The 18,909-nt window shown below is 37.6% G+C and carries 20 protein-coding genes; all 20 read right to left on the bottom strand.

Annotated elements, in window-relative coordinates; all coding sequences use genetic code 11:
- Positions 1-1,011, bottom strand: coding sequence for a phospho-N-acetylmuramoyl-pentapeptide-transferase (gene mraY, locus ACMZ6U_RS02315; protein ID WP_416106036.1), 1,011 nt, complete (start codon positions 1,009-1,011; stop codon positions 1-3).
- A 1-nt stretch (position 1,012) separates the two neighbouring features.
- Entirely contained in the window at positions 1,013-3,259 is a 2,247-nt protein-coding gene (pbp2X, locus tag ACMZ6U_RS02310) for a penicillin-binding protein PBP2X (RefSeq protein WP_416106035.1), read from the bottom strand.
- Positions 3,260-3,261: 2 nt separating this feature from the next.
- Positions 3,262-3,585 (bottom strand): cell division protein FtsL, encoded by a 324-nt coding sequence (ftsL, locus tag ACMZ6U_RS02305; RefSeq protein WP_415670296.1) that lies wholly within the window; start codon positions 3,583-3,585, stop codon positions 3,262-3,264.
- 2 nt (positions 3,586-3,587) lie between these two features.
- Positions 3,588-4,538: a 16S rRNA (cytosine(1402)-N(4))-methyltransferase RsmH gene (gene rsmH, locus ACMZ6U_RS02300; protein ID WP_416106034.1), complete on the bottom strand. Its 951-nt coding sequence runs from the start codon at positions 4,536-4,538 to the stop codon at positions 3,588-3,590.
- Between the two features lie 103 nt (positions 4,539-4,641).
- Positions 4,642-5,040: a hypothetical protein gene (locus ACMZ6U_RS02295; protein WP_416106033.1), complete on the bottom strand. Its 399-nt coding sequence runs from the start codon at positions 5,038-5,040 to the stop codon at positions 4,642-4,644.
- Between the two features lie 19 nt (positions 5,041-5,059).
- The gene (locus tag ACMZ6U_RS02290) at positions 5,060-6,310 is read right to left on the bottom strand and encodes a glutamate-5-semialdehyde dehydrogenase (protein ID WP_416106032.1); all 1,251 of its coding nucleotides are present in this window, start codon (positions 6,308-6,310) and stop codon (positions 5,060-5,062) included.
- Between the two features lie 9 nt (positions 6,311-6,319).
- On the bottom strand, positions 6,320-7,123 hold the full coding sequence (proB, locus tag ACMZ6U_RS02285; RefSeq protein ID WP_416106031.1) for a glutamate 5-kinase: 804 nt from the start codon (positions 7,121-7,123) through the stop codon (positions 6,320-6,322).
- A gap of 77 nt (positions 7,124-7,200) precedes the next feature.
- Positions 7,201-7,794: a PepSY domain-containing protein gene (locus ACMZ6U_RS02280; protein WP_416106030.1), complete on the bottom strand. Its 594-nt coding sequence runs from the start codon at positions 7,792-7,794 to the stop codon at positions 7,201-7,203.
- Between the two features lie 224 nt (positions 7,795-8,018).
- Positions 8,019-10,004, bottom strand: coding sequence for a transketolase (gene tkt / locus ACMZ6U_RS02275; RefSeq protein WP_416106029.1), 1,986 nt, complete (start codon positions 10,002-10,004; stop codon positions 8,019-8,021).
- A gap of 150 nt (positions 10,005-10,154) precedes the next feature.
- Positions 10,155-10,799 (bottom strand): fructose-6-phosphate aldolase, encoded by a 645-nt coding sequence (gene fsa / locus ACMZ6U_RS02270; protein WP_416106028.1) that lies wholly within the window; start codon positions 10,797-10,799, stop codon positions 10,155-10,157.
- A 238-nt stretch (positions 10,800-11,037) separates the two neighbouring features.
- The gene (gene alsE, locus ACMZ6U_RS02265) at positions 11,038-11,727 is read right to left on the bottom strand and encodes a D-allulose 6-phosphate 3-epimerase (RefSeq protein WP_416106027.1); all 690 of its coding nucleotides are present in this window, start codon (positions 11,725-11,727) and stop codon (positions 11,038-11,040) included.
- An 11-nt stretch (positions 11,728-11,738) separates the two neighbouring features.
- On the bottom strand, positions 11,739-12,836 hold the full coding sequence (locus ACMZ6U_RS02260; protein WP_415670305.1) for a PTS fructose transporter subunit IIC: 1,098 nt from the start codon (positions 12,834-12,836) through the stop codon (positions 11,739-11,741).
- A gap of 22 nt (positions 12,837-12,858) precedes the next feature.
- Entirely contained in the window at positions 12,859-13,170 is a 312-nt protein-coding gene (locus ACMZ6U_RS02255) for a PTS fructose transporter subunit IIB (RefSeq protein WP_415670306.1), read from the bottom strand.
- 11 nt (positions 13,171-13,181) lie between these two features.
- Complete coding sequence (locus ACMZ6U_RS02250) at positions 13,182-13,631, bottom strand: fructose PTS transporter subunit IIA (protein ID WP_416106026.1); 450 nt, start codon at positions 13,629-13,631, stop codon at positions 13,182-13,184.
- A 3-nt stretch (positions 13,632-13,634) separates the two neighbouring features.
- On the bottom strand, positions 13,635-14,063 hold the full coding sequence (locus tag ACMZ6U_RS02245) for a PTS sugar transporter subunit IIA (RefSeq protein ID WP_416106025.1): 429 nt from the start codon (positions 14,061-14,063) through the stop codon (positions 13,635-13,637).
- The gene (locus ACMZ6U_RS02240; protein WP_416106024.1) at positions 14,053-15,531 is read right to left on the bottom strand and encodes a BglG family transcription antiterminator; all 1,479 of its coding nucleotides are present in this window, start codon (positions 15,529-15,531) and stop codon (positions 14,053-14,055) included. The genes ACMZ6U_RS02245 and ACMZ6U_RS02240 overlap by 11 nt, the downstream gene beginning before the upstream one ends.
- Positions 15,532-15,669: 138 nt before the next feature.
- Entirely contained in the window at positions 15,670-16,278 is a 609-nt protein-coding gene (locus ACMZ6U_RS02235) for a kinase (RefSeq protein ID WP_416106023.1), read from the bottom strand.
- Positions 16,279-16,280: 2 nt separating this feature from the next.
- Positions 16,281-17,144, bottom strand: a complete 864-nt coding sequence (locus ACMZ6U_RS02230) for a class II fructose-bisphosphate aldolase (protein WP_416106022.1) — start codon at positions 17,142-17,144, stop codon at positions 16,281-16,283.
- A 10-nt stretch (positions 17,145-17,154) separates the two neighbouring features.
- Positions 17,155-17,562, bottom strand: a complete 408-nt coding sequence (locus ACMZ6U_RS02225) for a tetratricopeptide repeat protein (RefSeq protein ID WP_416106021.1) — start codon at positions 17,560-17,562, stop codon at positions 17,155-17,157.
- 13 nt (positions 17,563-17,575) lie between these two features.
- A complete protein-coding gene (locus ACMZ6U_RS02220; protein WP_416106020.1) occupies positions 17,576-18,862 on the bottom strand; it encodes a PTS sugar transporter subunit IIC in 1,287 nt (428 codons plus the stop codon).
- Positions 18,863-18,909 lie beyond the last annotated feature (47 nt).

The raw sequence follows: 18,909 nt of genomic DNA, 5'->3' as shown, positions 1-18,909 counted from the left end.
TTATAGATAAAGTAACACTAAGGTAATTAGGCTTGAAACAAGAGCGACTGACCACATAAAGCCATCAACTTTCCATTCACTCCAGCGTTCACCGTTTCCTGATAAACCACCTAGCTCAAGATGATGATGGAAAGGGGTCATTCGGAAAATACGACGGCCTTCCCCGTACTTTTTCTTAGTGAATTTAAAGTATGAAACCTGTAACATCACAGAAGCGGTCTCAATAACGTAGACAAGGCCGATAAGAAGGAGCGTCCACTCTTGACGAAGGGCAATCGAAATAGCTGCTAACATCGCTCCCAGTGCTAGTGAGCCAACGTCTCCCATAAAGACCTTAGCAGGCTTTTTATTAAAGATAAAAAAGCCTAAAAGGGCACCAATCATTGACGTAATAATGAGCAAAATATCAAATTGTTTTTGAAGAAAAGCAATGACCCCATAGGCCGTTAAGCTAATCACAACTGAAATAGAAGCTAATCCATCGATACCGTCTGTAAGATTAACAGCATTTGAAAAACCAACAACCCAGAAAATGACAAAAGCAACGTAGAAAACACCTAAAGGAAGTTCCCAACCTAAAATCGTTAAACTGGTGATACCACTTGGACGCACATGGGCAAAATAGAAAAGCAAGCCGGCTATCATCTGAAGCGCCATTTTTTGCCAAGGGGTCAAGCCTTCATTGATTTGCTTAAAGATTTTCAAAAAATCATCCAAGAATCCAATAATACCATAAATTAGCACAACAGATAAAATGCCGATGGTAGCCCCAATAGGTGCTCCTTGATTGATTTGAGTCATAAGTCCAAAAACAAGACTGATAAGAAGACTTACTGTTAGAAAAACAGTTCCTCCCATAGTTGGTGTTCCAGCTTTTGCCAGATGTTGTTTAACATCCTCGTGCATTTGCTGTCCACCAATTTTTTTCATCTGATAATAGCGAATAAAGAAGGGCATAGCGTTAATCGTGAAAACAAAGCTCACAATACCAACTATTAAACTGACTAACATGTTAATCTCCCAATGTAATTTTGATATTTTTCTTTTTTCTAAACGGTGTACCGACATCCGTATTTTGTTTGACAACTCTTCCTGAACCTTTGATGGTAATGCTCAAGTCATTCCATTTGGCAAACGCCTGGACATTTCGTTTACTCCAGCCATACATATCTGGCATTTCATCGACTTTACCAGCTTGCACCAGGATTTGTTGATTAGCCTTTAGTTTTGTACCTTTTGTGACAGATATTTTACTCACTTTAGCACCATCACCTACTAAGATAGGATGAACCAGGTTTTTACGTAGGGTTTCCACAGCTGTTGCACTAGATTCTCCGATAAAATCTGGCATTTTATAAGTTGTCTCACTGCGTTCTTCCTTGTCAGCAACTGATGTGAGCAACTGATCTTGCATGGTCATAGCTTCTTGAAGGACTGGGTTAAAAATCGTTCGCCACTCCAAATCTTTCCAACTGCCAGGCTGTTGAACCGTAACATACATCGTAAAAATAGGTTTTTCAGCAGGAACCATGGCTACAACAGAATAGATGTAATCACGCTCTCCAGTCAGATAACCTGAACCATCTTCTTTGGCAATCTCAGCTGTCCCTGATTTTACAGCGATAGATTCATTGCCAACCTGGATAATAGGTTCACCCAGCCAATTTGCATAAAGTGTCCCGTAATAAGGAGTCGTTCCAACTGCAACCATGTGCTCACGCGTTTCTTCAGCTGCTTTTTTACTAACTGGTTTTCCCACAATCTCAGGTTTAGCCACTCGACTGGTACTATCATTATGATCTACTACTTGGCTAATAAATTGTGGCTCTAACATCTCACCGTCATTAGAAACCCCACTAAAGGCTCGCAACATTTGAGACTGTGTCACTGAAATCCCCTGACCAAAGGCACTGGTTGAGGTATTAACACTATTATTAGAAATGACACCAGCTGATTCAGCTCCCATTCCAAAATAAGTTGGTTCTCCAAACCTAAATTTTGTCAAATAGTCACGCCACTTGGCATTTCCCATTTTTTGCTCCAAGAGTGTCATACCGACGTTACTAGAATAAGCAAATCCTTGAGCAAAGGTCATGGTCTGGATTCTGGCTGTACCATTATTGACAGACCAGTCATTAACGATAATACCTGATAAATCAAGTCCTGAGTTGGTGAAATATTCATTAGCTTTGAATTTTTTATCATCAATAGCTGAAGCTAGGGTCATGACTTTCATCGTTGATCCTGGCTCATAATTGGTCTGATAAAGCATGTTTTGCCAAGAGAAATTTTTCTCCTCAAGCCCTTCAAGGGTATCAGAATTAAAACTTGGTCTCTGAGTTGTCGCTAAAATTTCACCAGTTTGTGAATTGACAATTGTTGCACTTGCAAACTTACCTTTAACTTCTGCTTGGAAGGCATCCATCTGCGTTTCAAGATAGGTTTGAAGTGGGGCTGATAAGGTCGTGTAGACATCACGGCCATCAACTGCTTTTTTGACTACGCTTTGAGTTCCTAAGAGAATATTACCATTGCGATCTTTTTCGTACTCAACCAGACCATCTTTCCCCGAAAGAACATCATTTAAAGATGCCTCTACCCCAGTCACACCTGATAGGAGTGTAGAACCATCCTCTTCTGTATGACGTTGCGCCAGGCCGATGAATTGAGAAGCAAAAACACCGTTGGGATACATCCGACTAGTACTAGTATCGAAAGAAATCCCCTTAATTTTCGCTTTTTCAACAGCCTCCTTGAGGGCACTCATCTTGCTATAGCTAAGATTAGAGCCTTTCGTCCCAAAGGATACTTGCGTAAGCTTCTTTTGCTTCAGCTGGCTAATGACGTATTTTTTCTCCATCCCCAGCAATTCACTAAAAATATCAGCAACTTTGTCAAATTGAGAAGCTTGTACATATAATTTCTCTTGATCAGTATTAACATAGGTCTTATCAATAATGGCATAGACGCTATAAGTTGTCGAATTCTCAGCAATGACGTTACCATTACGATCAAAAATACTGCCCCGTCTTGCTTGAAGTGTTGTTCTAGTGTTATAGACAGCTTTGGCACCTTCTGATAAGTTTACGCCAAATTTACGATCTGAACCAACAATGACGGCAAAATTAATGACAAAGACAAAAAAGATGAACACCGTAAGGATCATCAGATTTTGACCAGCATAACGCCTATTCTCTTCTGGGTATTCTTTTCTAATCTTGACCACATAATCAAGAAAGAGTTTTCGAAGTTTACTCATTTCTACTCCACATTTTGAATATTGTCATTTTGAATGCTTAATCCAGCTTTTTTGGCAATTTCAGAAATACGATCATAACGGCTCAGTTCATTGACCTCTTGCTTAGCGTCATTGAGATCCGTTTGAGCACCGTTTATTTCGACATTCCAATGATTGATTTCTTGTTGCACCTGCATATTACGACTTTGCAGATAAATAATGCTAATTGCCATGACAATTGCTGTTATCACAATGGCACCATAAAAAGCCTTTTCAATACGGGTAAAGGTACGGATCCTTTTTTGAAGAGCTTCTGTGAGCGCTTCGCGTTTGGTTTCGTTCGACATCGTTATTTCCTAACTTTCTTTGCCACTCGTAACTTGGCTGAGTGAGCACGATTATTAGCTTCTAATTCTTCTTGACTTGGTAAAATCGGTTTCCGATTAACCAGCTCCATCTTAGGTTGTAAGTCATCTGGAATAAATGGCAAGCCTTTTGGAACTTCTACCGTTGAAGCCTCTTTGAAGAGTTGTTTGGTTAAGCGATCCTCCAAAGAATGGAAGGTAATCACAGAAATGCGTCCATCGACAGCTAATAACTCCATAGCTGCTTGGATAGAATCATCTGCTGCACCTAATTCATCATTGACCTCAATCCTAATGGCTTGGAAAATCTGTTTTGCTGGGTGTCCTTTTTTCTTGAGTTCTTTAGCAGGTTTAGCTGATTTAATAAGCTCTGCTAATTCGGTTGTTGTCTCAATCGGCTTGACTTGACGGGCTTGCTCAATCTTACGGGCAATCTGTTTAGAGAATTTATCCTCACCATACTTAAAGAAAATACGGACCAGGTCATGGTAATCGTAAATATTGATAACATCGTAAGCTGTTAGCTCAGCTTGACGATTCATACGCATGTCAAGAGGAGCATCCTGCTTATAGGAAAAGCCGCGGTCGCGCTCATCTAGTTGCGGGCTAGAGACGCCCAAATCATACAAAATCCCATCAATCTCAGTCACACCTAGTTGTTCTAGATTCGACTTCAAATGACGGAAATTATCTTTGATGAAGGTCACCATTCCCTTGTCAATATAATCTTTTAGTTTTAATTGAGCATTATCAATAGCTGTCTGATCCTGATCAAAACAGTAGAGGTGCCCCTTTTCGGATAGTTGGGATAATAAATAAGACGAATGGCCTGCGCCACCAAGGGTCGCATCCACGTATATTCCGTCTGGCTTAATGTCAAGCATATCAACGGTTTCGTGCAAAAGCACCGTTACATGATGAAAGTCGTTAGTCATAACTTTTATTATATCATAAATGATTCTTGCTTGCCTTAAATGTGCAAAAGACAAGAGTAGCTTACCTCTTGGAGCAAGCAGTCCAGGTAAAAACTGGCTTTTCTTAAACTAGGCTATCTAGCAAGTCTCGAGCCTTTTCTTTTAGCTGTGTCACCTGCTCAGAAATCGTCTCTATCTCCTCACAAACCCGCCAATCTTTGACGATATTATCAGCCCAAATATCCCATAATCGATCATACTTTGTGTTTGAGACATAAGGAATTAAGCTAAATGGACTATCTTCCATAACATCGTGACTAATGTTGATCAACTGATTTAAGGCTTCTAGTTTCTGATTGAGCTTAGTGATTTTATCCCTTTTGACACTACTCATAAAAAAGTTGCCACCAAACAAATCAACTAAACTCCAATCTTTGAGGCTATCAATATCTCGTTGGCACTCTCCGATGGCGGTCAACAGAGTATCTAAAGCTTTCTTTACTTCGGTGTTTTGATCATTCATAAAAATACCTCGGAAGTGATTATTCTCTGATTTGCCCTTGACCATTAATATAAAATTTGGTTGAGGTTAAGGCTTCCAAGCCCATTGGACCACGCGCATGCATTTTCTGCGTTGAAATACCGATTTCAGCACCCAGTCCAAAGACATAACCGTCTGTAAATCGAGTTGAAGCGTTAACATAGACGGCTGCTGCGTCGATGCTGTCTTGGAATGTTTCCGCTCTACTAATATTCTGGGTCACAATCGCCTCTGAGTGATGAGTAGTGTAACTGTTTATCCAATCTAGAGCTTCTTCAAAATGATCAACTACCTTGACCGACATGATATAATCCAGAAACTCGGTCGCAAAGTCTTCATCTGTCGCTTCAATAGAATTTGCCAAATAAGGCATCGCAGCTTTATCAGCACGGAATTCAACCGACTGTTTACCAGAAAGTTCAGCTTCTAACTTAGGTAAGAAATCTGCTGCGACCTCGCTGTGAACCACGAGATTTTCTGCAGCATTACAGACACTTGGTCTGGAGGTTTTAGCATTGATAACAATGTTAGTTGCCATGTCTAAATCCGCAAACTTATCCACGTAAATATGAACATTGCCAACACCAGTTTCAATAACTGGCACCTTAGCTTTTTCTTTAACCGTTTGAATCAAGCTGGCACCGCCACGTGGGATTAAGATATCAACATAAGCAGTCGCTGCCATCAATTCTTCTGCTACGGCATGGGAGGTATCTTCGACTAACTGAACAACATCTGGATTGTAACCCGCATGCTCAATAATTTGACGAGCCACCTTTATAAGAGCAGTGTTGGAGTGAATAGCATCCTTTCCGCCTCGAAGGATAATAGCATTATTGGTCTTGAAGGCTAAACTAAAGGCATCAATGGAAACGTTAGGGCGACTCTCAAAAATCATGGCAATCACCCCAAGAGGCACTCGTTTTTGAATAATTTTCAAGCCATCTAAGTTCGTATAACCTCGCACGACTTGACCAATCGGATCGGCCAAATCTGCTACTTGCCGCACCCCTTCTGCAATCGCCTCAATACGATCCTGCGTCAGACGTAAACGATCAACCATGACCTCTGAGATACCGTGCTCAGAAGCAGCTGCGACATCTTTAGCATTGGCTTCCAAGATCATTGCTGATGATTTGACCAGAGCATCAGACAAAGCTAGAAGCAACTGATTCTTTTCAGCTGTTGATAACTTTATTAAATCACGACTAGCCACTTTAGCTTGTTTTCCAAGTCTTTCGATTATTGACATAAGCATTTCCTACTTTTCTTGTTTAAAAAGGGTACCGATGACCTGACCATCCAATACTCTGAGAATATCTCTTGGATTTTCCCCGTTCATTAAGACCATGGCACCACGATGTTCAAACATCATTTGGGCTGACTGGATTTTACTGAGCATCCCTCCTGTCCCAAACTTAGACCCCGCTCCACCAGCTGATTTTAGAATATCTTCAGTAATCTCAGCGACATGTGTTCGCAAAACGGCATCGTCATATATGGTTGGATTCTTATCAAAAAGTCCATCGATGTCTGATAGCATAATCAAGAGATCTGCTTGGACAATCTTAGCCACGATAGCCGACAAACGGTCATTGTCACCAAATTTAGTCGTGTGGTCCATCTCATCAACGCTAACAGCATCATTTTCATTAACAATGGGAACAATCCCTAAATTCAAGAGACTCTCAAAGGCGTTGGTAACATTTTCTAGACTCTCAGGAAATTCCACCACATCACGGGTCAACAAAATTTGAGAAACTTTTGTTTGATAATGAGAGAAAATCTGAGCATAGAGACTCATCATAGCTACTTGACCCACACTTGAGACGGCTTGTTGCTTTGCTAATTCATGAGGTCTTTTGTCCATATCTAAAAGGTTTAAACCAAAACCCATAGCGCCCGAAGAAACCAAAACAACCTCTAGCCCTTTATTCTGTAAACTTGCAATGACAAAAGCCAACTGATCTATCTTTTCTAAATTGATATTACCATCTGGTAGAACCAGGGAGCTGGTTCCGATTTTTATAACCAGACGTTTCACCTTACTAAATTCACGTTTCATAAGCAGATTATACTAAATTTTTTAAAGAAATGACATGACTAAGGACAATAAAAAGCGAAAATCAAAGATTCTCGCTCTTAGTCATTAACAGATTCGGTACTTTGCTCAAGAATATCTCCTGTATTAGCATCAATAGTGTAGGAATATTCTGTACCATCTTTAACAAATTCAATGTCGTAGCTTGGTGTAACATCATCAACATCTTCTTCTATGATAAGATTTTTCACTTCTTTTTCAGATAAACTAGCACTTTCCAATGCCTTTTTCTTAGCTTCATCTTGGCTTAATTTAACTGATTGTGAAGAACTGTTCCCTAGGTCATCAGCTTTTTCCGTGCTTTCTTCTACAATATCCCCTGTATTCGCATCAATAGAGTAGTTGTACTCTGTTTGATCCTTAACAAAATCAATCTCGTAAGTTGGCGTGGCATCGTCAAAATCTTGTTTCACCTGAAGATTGCTCACTTCTTTTTCTGTTACACCAGCCGCTTCAAAAGCTTTTTTCTTAGCTTCTTTTTCAGAAAGCTTGACAGATGTATTATCTTTTTTAGCAACTTGGTTGGTCGTGTTTTGCTGTTTTTCAACCTTGTCATCATCATCTATATCACACGCTGCTAATGCAAGAACAGACAAAGCAGTCACAGCAAGTAAACTTATCTTTTTAAATGGCATAGGAGCCTCCTTTATTTTAAGCGAATTTATTTAGTCCAAAATGAGTGTATGTATAGAGGGATAGTCAACCTATCTAAAGCGGATTATTAGATCTGTCAACAGCTTGCTGCCAACAAAATCTGAAGCAAAGTTGATCATTCCTCTGTAACCCATATCACTATTGTATTCGGTTATAGATTTCAAAGCAACTAAAAAGCCTCACCTTTGTGAGACTTTTGTAACTCTTAAAGAGCCTTGTATAAATCAAGGGCATTATCAACTGTGAAGCCGTACTCTTCAAAGATTTTATTTCCTGGCGCAGATGTTCCCCATGTATCGATAGTGAGGGTTGCACCATTCAAACCGGTGTAACGTTCCCAACCAAAACTTGCTGCTGCTTCAATCGCAAGACGTTTTGTTACTGAACTTGGAAGAACTTCTTCTTTGTATTCAGCTGGTTGAGCATCAAAAAGGTTTTGTGATGGCATTGATACCACACGAACGTGAGTGCCTTCTTCAGCTAACGCTACTTGCGTATCAAGGGCAAGTTTCACTTCTGAACCTGTGGCAATGATAATACCGTCAAGATCACCTTTTGCTTCTGAAAGAATGTAGGCTCCTTTATTCAGACCCTCTTCAGCTAGTTCAGAAGTTCCCTCAAGAACTGGTAAGTTTTGACGAGTCAAAACTAACATGGTTGGTGTTTTCGTTTCACTAAGGGCACGCTTCCATGCTGCATTAACCTCGTTACCGTCAGCTGGACGAATAACGTTTAAGTTTGGCATAGAACGCACACTTGCCAATTGCTCGATTGGCTCATGAGTTGGCCCATCTTCTCCAACAGCTACAGAATCATGTGTCATGACGTAAACAGTTGGTAATTCTTGTAAAGCAGCCATACGAACAGCTGGGAGGAGATAATTTGAGAAGACGAAGAAGGTTCCGCCATAAACACGGCTACCACCATGTAGGGCGATACCATTCATAGCTGCTGCCATGGCAAACTCACGAACACCAAACCAGATGTTACGACCTTGGTAGTTATCGGCTTGATAATCCGTTTCAGCCTTAACCATCGTGTTGTTTGAAGCAGAAAGGTCTGCGGAACCGCCCCAGAAATATGACACTTGCTCAGAAATTTGTTGAATAGCTGCTTGACTGGTTACACGGCTAGCTGAGCTTTCACCAACTTGGTGAGCTTCAAGTTCTACTTCGACTGGTTTCAATGCAAAAGCTTCTTTATAATCAGCTGCTAATTCTGGGTACTCAGCTTCATATTTAGCAAAAAGTTCATTCCATTCTGTTTCTGCTTTTTCACCACGCGCTTGTAAGCCTGCTGCAAAACGTTCTGACACTTCTTCAGGTACTGTAAAGGCAGGATAATCATAGCTATAGGCAGCTTTAGCGTGAACAATGCCTTCATCACCAAGAGGCGCTCCATGAACAGCAGATGTCCCTTGGTTCTTAGCACCGTAACCAATGATGGTTTTGATTTCGATAATGGTTGGTTTTTCTGATTCTGCTTTGGCTTCTTCAATTGCTTTAGCAATGCCTTCTAAATCATTACCATCCTCAACCAAAAGATGCTGCCATCCATATGCTTCGAACCGACCTTTGACATCTTCTGTAAAGGCTTTTGAGGTTGGCCCATCTAGTGAAATGTCATTTGAATCGTAAAGGAGAACCAATTTACCTAATTTCAAGTGTCCTGCCAAGCTAGCTGCTTCTTGAGAGACACCTTCCATCAAGTCTCCGTCACCATTAAGCGCGAAGGTATAGTGGTCAACGATATTAAAATCAGGTTTGTTGTATTTAGCGGCTAGGTGCGCTTCTGCCATCGCCATACCGACAGCGTTAGCAATCCCTTGTCCCAGTGGCCCAGTTGTCGCTTCAACACCATCTGTGTAATTAACTTCTGGGTGTCCTGGCGTTTTAGAACCAAATTGACGGAAGTTTTTGATGTCTTCCATAGAAACATCGTAACCTGACAAGTGAAGTAAGCTGTAAATCAAGGCACTACCATGACCTGCTGATAAGACAAAGCGGTCGCGGTTAGTCCATGAACGACTTGTTTTTGGATTAACATTCAAAAATTGATTCCAAAGAACGTAAGCCATTGGCGCTGCTCCCATCGGTAGTCCTGGGTGCCCAGAGTTGGCTTTTTGGATCATATCCATTGAAAGTGAGCGGATGGTGTTTACCGCGAGTTGATCAACTGCATCAAAAGTCATAATTCCTCCTTTATAACAAGAAATGGTCTCCCATTTCACAAAAATTGGTATGTAATCGTTTTTAATTATACCATAAAATTGAACTTATATAACTCATTAACTAATATTATTACCACAAAATGCCTGAATACTTTCAGACATTTGTTCTTTTTATTGTTTAAATGCTTCCCAATCTTTCAAGAATGTCGCAATACCTGCATCTGTCAATGGATGTTTTGTCATTTTATCAAACAGAGCATCTGGAATAGTAGCAATATGAGCCCCTAAACCTGCTACTTTTTCGACATGAGTAGCATTACGAATACTTGCGGCAATAATTTCTGTTTCAAACCCATATAAATCAATGATATGTCTCAATTCTAAAATCAGTTGATAGGCATCTGTCCCAATATCTTCCAAGCGTCCAATAAATGGACTAATGAAAGTCGCACCAGCTTTCATTGCCATTAGACCTTGGGAAACGGTAAAAATGAGGGTCACATTCGTCTTAATCCCTTCTTGAGACAATATATTAACAGCCTTAAGACCTTCTGATGTCATCGGAATCTTGACCACGACATTGTCAGCCCATTTGGCAATAGCTCTAGCTTCTTCAACCATATCCTCTGCTTTTAGACCTGTCACTTCTGCTGAAACAGGACCATCAACGATGCTACAGATTTCTTTAATGACTTCTTCAAAATCGCGCCCCTCTTTGGAGATGATGGTTGGATTGGTCGTTACGCCATCAACAACACCCAGACTGTTGATTTCCTTGATTGCTTCTACATTAGCTGTATCTAAGAAAAATTTCATGAGAACTCCTTTAATTTTATAAATTTGCATTTGAGATATGACTCTTTGAATGCCACTCGTTTTGAATTGTAATCGTTTTCTGTTTCAAAGTCAATGTTTTAACTACTTTTTCATTATTTTCTTATTTTTTCTGAAATTTCCTTTGTTTTTTTGTAAAACAAAGGGGAAAATTGCAAAAAACTTAAATTTAAACAAGTAGAATCTATACTTTTTAGTCATTTGAAATATTTTAGCTAGTTTATTCGACTTTTTTTCCAGTCATTTCAAAATAATCTTGTGTCATAATATCCCATGATTCTTCTATATTTTCAGAAAGACCAAATAAACCACTACGACCGATAACATAAATATCAGGTCCAGCTTCATCAATACGCTTAAATGTTTTTCGACTTGAAGAACCATCCATTTCAACAACATATTGATAACCGTTCTCTTCTCTCAAAGTCTTAAGTTCAACAATTTTATCGAGCATATTTTCCAAGAATCGTTGCCCTGCAAAACCAGGATCTACTGTCATAATAGTAATCTTATCAACTAATTCAATGTAAGGAAGGATCGTTTCAACAGGTGTTTCAGGATTTAATACAACCCCCGTTTTTAAACCAGCTTCATGAATTTTATCAAATAAGCGGAACGCTAAACCATTTAGAACTTCAGCATGGATACAAATCCACTCTGCACGGACATTGATTAATTGATCAACCCAAAAGGTCGGATCAGTAACCATAAGATGTGCTGATATGGGAATTGTTGATATTTTTCTGACTGCTTCAATAAACCATGGAGATAAGGTAATATTAGGAACAAAATGACCATCCATAATATCAATATGATATGAACCAACATGATCATTCAAAAACGTAATTTGTTCTGTGAATTTATCCAAATCCATTGTCATTAGAGACGGTGAAAATTCTACATTTGACATCCTGTTTCTCCTTATAAAATTTCGATATCATCAAAGTCAATATCTTCTTCATCTTCAACATTGGCAACAGCAAGTTCATCTTCTTCTGTAACATTTTTCTTAAGTATGGCATAAACAATTCCTGTTACAAGAACATTAGCTAACAGTGCACAAATACCTGCTAGTGGCTTAGTCATTGTAGGAAGCATTAATACTCCACCAAACGGCACACTCGAATCTGCTCCCATCGCCATAGATACTGATCCCCCAACTGCTCCACCGATAGCCGTAGCCACCAAGCCAGGTACTAGATTATTCATAACAATTGGAATAACTCCCTCAACAATATTAACAACTCCCATTGGAACAGCAGATTTTAAGGTTTCAATTTCACTTTTTGTATAAATATTTTTCTTTAATAACTTGGCTACTAAATAAGCAAAACCAAATCCTACGGGTGTTGCTGTATTAACCAATTGTAAAGCTGTTAAGGGTTCTTTCACCCCTTCGGCTTGAAGCGTCAAAACAAAAGCATATACGGTTTTATTAAGTGGGCCACCAAAGTCCACTGCACTTAGAACACCAACAACAGCTCCCATAACACCATTTGAAGCATCTCCTAAACTTTGTAAGAAGCCTGTTAACCATGCAGTGAATGCAGCAATAGGACCACCAATGACATAAATCATAATCATACCACTGATAAATGATGATAAGAATGGGACTATTAGAGTCGGCATAAGACCCTTAGCCCAAGACGGAACTTTACATTTTTTTAATATAGCTAGTGCTAAATACCCAGCAATATACCCTCCTAAAATACCACCAATAAAGCCTGCACCAATAGCATTGGCAACAAGCCCTACAACAAAACCTGGAGCAATACCTGGTTTACCCGCAATAGAGAAGGCAATCCCTGTTGCAATAACAACTGGTAGAAGGCCTAAAGCCTTACCTCCCATAGTTGCTAGAGTATCCCAAAATGTAAATTCACCAGCTACAAGTGTCTCAGGAACACTTCCTCCCATAGCAAGTCCAATAGCCACAAGGAAGCCTGCACCACAAACAATAGGAATTAAATAAGAAATAGCAGTTAAAAGATGGCCTTTTAAATTAAGTTGTTTCATCATGTCTTTACCTCCTGTAATGACTTTATCTTGTGCTAATCTCAACAGCTTTAGCAATTAATTTATTTGGTGATTTAATAGCAACTTCAGTTGGAACTTTTACTACTTTTTTCCCTTCAAACCGTTCCATACCTGAAATCTTGACATCAATGGCTAAGATAACAACATCAGCTTCATTGATTTGTTTCTGGGTAAGTTCATTTTCTATCCCAATAGTTCCTTGCGTTTCGATATGTGCCTCATATCCTGCAGCCTTAGCTGCATTTTCAAGTTTTTCTTGTGCAATATAAGTGTGTGCAATTCCGACAGTACATGCTGCAACTCCTACAATTTTCATAGATTTCTCCTTTATTTAAATGCGTTGATAACATCATCAACAGTTTGTGAATTTACTAAACGATTAACAACTTCATCATTACCTAATTTTCTAGCAAAAAGCGACAGTAGCTTTAGATGTTCTTGACCTCCCTCGGTATCATTGCCTACAGCAAATAAGATAATAACTTTAGCACCTTTGTTATCAAGACTCTCCCAAGGAATTTCTTGGTGATTAATACCAATAGCTACTCCTACCTTATCCACAAAAATACTTTTGCCATGTGGAATAGCTACAAAATTACCAATACCTGTCTGACCTTCGGCTTCACGATCGTAAACATCTTTTAAAAAACCTTCAGAATCATTAACATAACCGTTTGCTTTTAAACTTTTTATTAAAGTTTTTAACATATCCTCTTTATTCGCTACCTTTAAATCGGTAAGGACTAATTTAGGATCGATTGCATCAACTACTTGCATAATTTACTCCTTAGTATTCCTTAATATTTTAGTTAACTCTTCAAAATCTTTCTTTTTTAAATCCTCTACGAATGAATCATCTGATAGCATCCGCATCAATCTTTTAATCTCATTCATATTTTGTCCTGTTTTATAGAAAAGCGCCACAATAACATCAACCTTTTTCACCTTCAAAGACCAATTTATAATGCCTTCCATAGGTCTAACAATAATAATCTTCGTCTGCGAAAGTTCTTCTAACTCAAAGTGTGGTAAAATAACCCCTTCTGCAATTTCAATACTTCCTTGAGATTCTCTTTTTTCTAGTTGAGTAAAAAAAACTTCCTGAGTCACACTACCTTTTAAATTGCTAGCATCATATAAAAACTCTAAAATATTTTGTTTATCTGTTAGGGATGTACCTAGATATAAGTCTATCTGCTCATTTTTCATAACTAATATCCCTTATATAATTTCTAATACGATTTTTATCATCTTCACTCAATAAGGCACTAACCACTATTGACTTATAAACCTTTGTTTCAGGATAATCAACTGTTGAAATCAATAACTCTAGACTTGGAAAATGTTTTATAAGATCTTCTGGTTTTTGGTAGTTGGTCACTCCCAATATTTCTAAATCAGAAAAATTGTTTTCTATTTTTGATTTCAATAATTCAGAAGTTCCTATACCAGTTGTACACATTATCACTACCTTTACTCTTTTCCTTTGTATCTCCTTAAACCTAGCAAAATACAAGGTTAAAAAACCAATCTCATCAGCATTAATACTTGATAAGCCATAATCCTGACTGACCATTTTCGAAATCCTTACTAATTCATCAAATATAGCTTTGTAATTCTCCTTGATGTCACAAAGCATACTATTTTTTATTCTTATCTTATTGTCCATTCTTCTTAACAAAGGATTAATATGATTGGCTAAATCTACAAAAAGTGGTGAATCCTCTTTAACATTAGATAAATTTAGTAAGGTAAATTCCTCGAAGAAGCGTGTTGTTATTGTGTGCACCCTTTTAGAAAATTTGGGGGAACCGGATACAAATTTCTGACTTTGGAATCGCGAAGAGACAAGATAACGATACAGATATTCTATCTCAACAGTAGGGATGTCACGATATATATATGTTTCAATTGCTGCAATGACCCGACAGCTTTCCTCATATAGGTCTTTTTCATCAATTTCAATAGCTGAATTTTCTTCATTAGGTAAGTGTTTCAAAATTCTAGACTTCAAAATTCTATGGACCATAATATAGAGATGAGAAAAAATATTGACATTATATGGGTAGGGAATTTTGGCATTGAGATTTCTTTCGACTTTCTTTAGTTCATCCTGTAGAAACTGTGCTAATGTCGAATCAATGCTCGTATCATTAATCATTCCCAGTCTATCAAGATCAATCGTGCTAAAACTTGGTATCAAGTCAGCAATAGCTTGTCTAATGTCAAACTCATGTCCTCTGATAAGAAGTTCCCCTTTTCGAGATAACATTTCTAAATGATACGGAGCAATTTGCCTCTGCAATAACTGTTTATCTTTCAGTATTTGGGCTTCGCTGACATAAAATTCTTGTCCTAGAACAATTGTCGAAATGCTATTTGGGGAAATCATTAGTAACCGCTCCAAAATATTTTCACGTCGTTTTTCCGCAGACATGTATTCATTCTCAATAAAATTTATGGAGCCATTTTTTAAGTGTTCATTTAAACAATAACCTTTACCTTTTTCTGATACTATAAGTACTTCAGGAAAATAGATCTCATTTAATTCACGAACCATTCGATAGATTGTCTTTTCAGAAATCCCTAATTCACCTGATAACTCTCTAGCTGTCACAAATTGATTTTTTACAGTCAAGGTTTTAATTAGCTGATTCAGTCTATCCTTTTTTTTCATATCAACCTCCCTTACTGATATATAAATTGTAATCGTTTTCTGCAATTGTTTGTGATAATAGTTTGTCCATTACAAGGGACATTTTACAACATTATCCGTAAAAAAGTAGAGGCATATTAACAAATACCTCTACTTTTTCTATGTCATAATACCACTTAATTTTTTTACTAATCCAGAATAATCTACTTGTGAAAAATCGGATACATCAATTTCAAAAAGTTTACCTAATTCAAAATGGTTATATCCTCGACTTTTAATAATATCGTAAAATTCATCCCTTGATATTAAATCGTCAGCCTTCAGTCTATCAGATAATGTATCTCCTTTATGATAATGCGTCATTATATGACTTAGATGCCTTGACGGATCAATATCTCGTCGCATTCTCCTGTTCCATAAGATACCAAAATCAGCAACTAATCTTATAGTAATAATCCTGTAGTCATAAATTTTAGCTAATCTCTCTATTCTATCTTTCTGCTTATCTGAGAATGGATACTCCGTTAGTACTATTTCTTTACCAACGTGCATATAAGCATCTAATGCTTGGTAATACAATTTCCAAACTAAGACCTCAAGTTTACTTTTTTCATTTAAATTATCAAACCCTACACTGTCAGCTAAATTTTCCTTAAATTCATCTGGTGAGATTTTGTAAAGTCCGGGAAATTGTTTTTCAATTATCCCAACTAAATAACTTTTTCCAGTTGCCGGTGGTCCAGCTAACAAAATTAAATATTTGTTCATTATTACTCCAAATTTGATTTTTCTCCTAAATTCATAAACAGAGCAATTTTATGTTTTACTATCTCTTTCACCTTTTCATTAGCTGGGATAATATTATGTCTTAGAGATTTATTAACAGCTGTTTCGGCAAAACACTCTTTTGCTTCTTGAGTCCAATTAACTAATAGTTCAGTACCAACATTAAATTTACGGATACCATTATTAATAAGTTCTGGATAGTCTTCTTCTTTAACTCCTGTTCCACCATGAATAACTAGCGGAACATCAACCACACTGTGAATTTCTTTTAATAGTGGAACTTGTACATCCGTTTTTGACTTGAATTGTCCATGATTAGTACCAATTCCAACAGCTAATGCATCCACTTCTGTTTCTCTAACAAATACAACCGCATCTTCAGCTCTAGTGTAAACTTTATCCTCTTCAGAAACCGAAATCCCTTCTTCAGTACCTCCTATAGTTCCTAACTCACCTTCGACAGAAACACCTCTTGTATGAGCATACTCAACAACAAGTTTCGTTTTTGCAATATTTTCTTTAAATGGAAGATTCGACCCATCAAACATAATACTTGAATACCCTGCATCAATTGCATCTTTGATTGCATCAAAATCTCTAGCATGATCTAAATGAAGCGCTACATCGACCATAAGCTCATTTGCCAGTTGTTTTACTACTGCCACAATTACTGAATATCCAATATATTTAGCAGTATCTACGCTAGTCTGAATGACAATGGGTGCGCCTAATTCTTTAGCACCTCTAATCATACCAGGTAACATTTCTAAGTTATGCATATTAAATGCACCGACAGTCATATTTAATTTTTCAGCTTGATTAGTTAAGTCTTTTAATGTTTTATACATCTTTTTCCCCTTATCGTGTTAAAGTAGCTTTTTTGGCAATATTTCGCATCTCATCCATTTTTCTCATGTAGTAATCAATGGCATCGTCATCTCTATTTTTAGCAGCTTTAGCTCTCTTACTGTTATATAATGTCATTAGTTTTTTATAACCATCACCCATTGAAAGCTCATTATCTAAACTCTCTTCTAAAAATTTAATACTTGAATCATCGTCTCCTAATCTACTATATAAGAGACCAATCCTTTCAAGAATGATAGCCTTTTCATGATTATCCCTAGCATTAAATAAGAGATTTTTCTCTTCATCGATTTGCAATAGAATCTTGGACTGCTCTTCTTCAGTTATTAGTATAAATTCCTCTTTCGATTGATTATTAGAAATATAATCATCTTTTTTCTTTTTTAGAAAACCAAACATTATTTCTCCTTCTCTAGCTAAATGCTTTAAAAATAGGATTTAAGAGCCAAGCATATAATAAGGCCGCTGCCACAGTATCGACATCAGTCGCCGTTGCATTCACAAAGCCTAATTGATTAAATGCTGTAACTAATAGTGCTGGAAGAAGTGTAATAAAGAAACCATGTGCAATACCACCAATAATTGCACCACGTCTTCCACCTACTGCATTACCAAAAATACCTGCCGTACCTCCTGCAAAGAAATTCGTTAACATACCTGGGAGAATCATTGCCAAACCAAATACTGGTAAGATAAACATTGCTAAGACAGTTCCAATTGTTGTTGTGATAAATCCTAAAATAACTGCATTAGGGGAATATGGAAAAAATACTGGACAGTCCAGAGCTGGAATAGCATCTGGAACCAATTTCATTGCAATACCTCTAAACGCTGGAACAATTTCACCTAAGAGAAGACGAACGCCTGCTAAAAGAATGTAAACACCAACTACAAATTGAATAGCTTGTAAAAACGCATACATCAAATAGTTTTGACTTCCAACCTCTACAGCGCTAGGACCTGCAAAAAATGCAACAATTAAATACATTGGTACCATTACGACCATAACTGATAGATAGGTATCTTGAAGAAAATCAAAAGCTTTAGGGAGTTCAATATCTTCTATAGATTTTTTATTTTCTCCACGTTCACCAAATACTTTAGCAACTCCAGCTTCAAATAGGTATCCGATTGTACAGAAGTGCCCTAAAGCAATATCATTTGAGCCTGTTACTTTTCTAATAATAGGTTGAGCGATTGCTGGCATTGCAACTGTGAAGAGACCACCAATAAAACCTCCAACAACAACTAACCAGAATCCTCTTAACCCTGCAAAATAACCGAAAACAGTAGTCATTGTAGCCATCCATAATAGAGCTTGGCCAGTTAGGAATATGTATTTCCATCTTGAGAATCGAGCAAAAATAATATTAAAAATAAAGATAGCTAAGAATGTTAACGCTATTGAACTTCCTAAACCTAATTCGTTCATTGCTTGACCATTAATCGCTTCAATTGAGGGAACAATACCTTGGGTATGGAAGCCTTTTTGGAAGATTTCTCCAAAGTATGTTAAGCTACCCACAATAACACTGGAACCTGCAGATAATACTTGAAAACCTAGCAGAGTTTTTAATGTTCCCGAAATTACTTGTCCTACAGATTTTTTCTGTAAAATCAATCCAAGCATCGCAATTAAAGAAATAGTAATTGAGGCTTGAGTTAAAATGTTATTAATAATAAAATTGACAACTCCCATGATGTCATTCCTCCTCGTCAGATTAAGTATGGGGATTTGTTTACATA

It is taken from the genome of Streptococcus pluranimalium, from assembly GCF_047785745.1.
GTDB lineage: Bacteria > Bacillota > Bacilli > Lactobacillales > Streptococcaceae > Streptococcus > Streptococcus pluranimalium_B.
The sequence above is the reverse complement of the archived record's forward strand: the minus strand, read 5'-3'. Positions and strand labels throughout refer to the sequence as shown.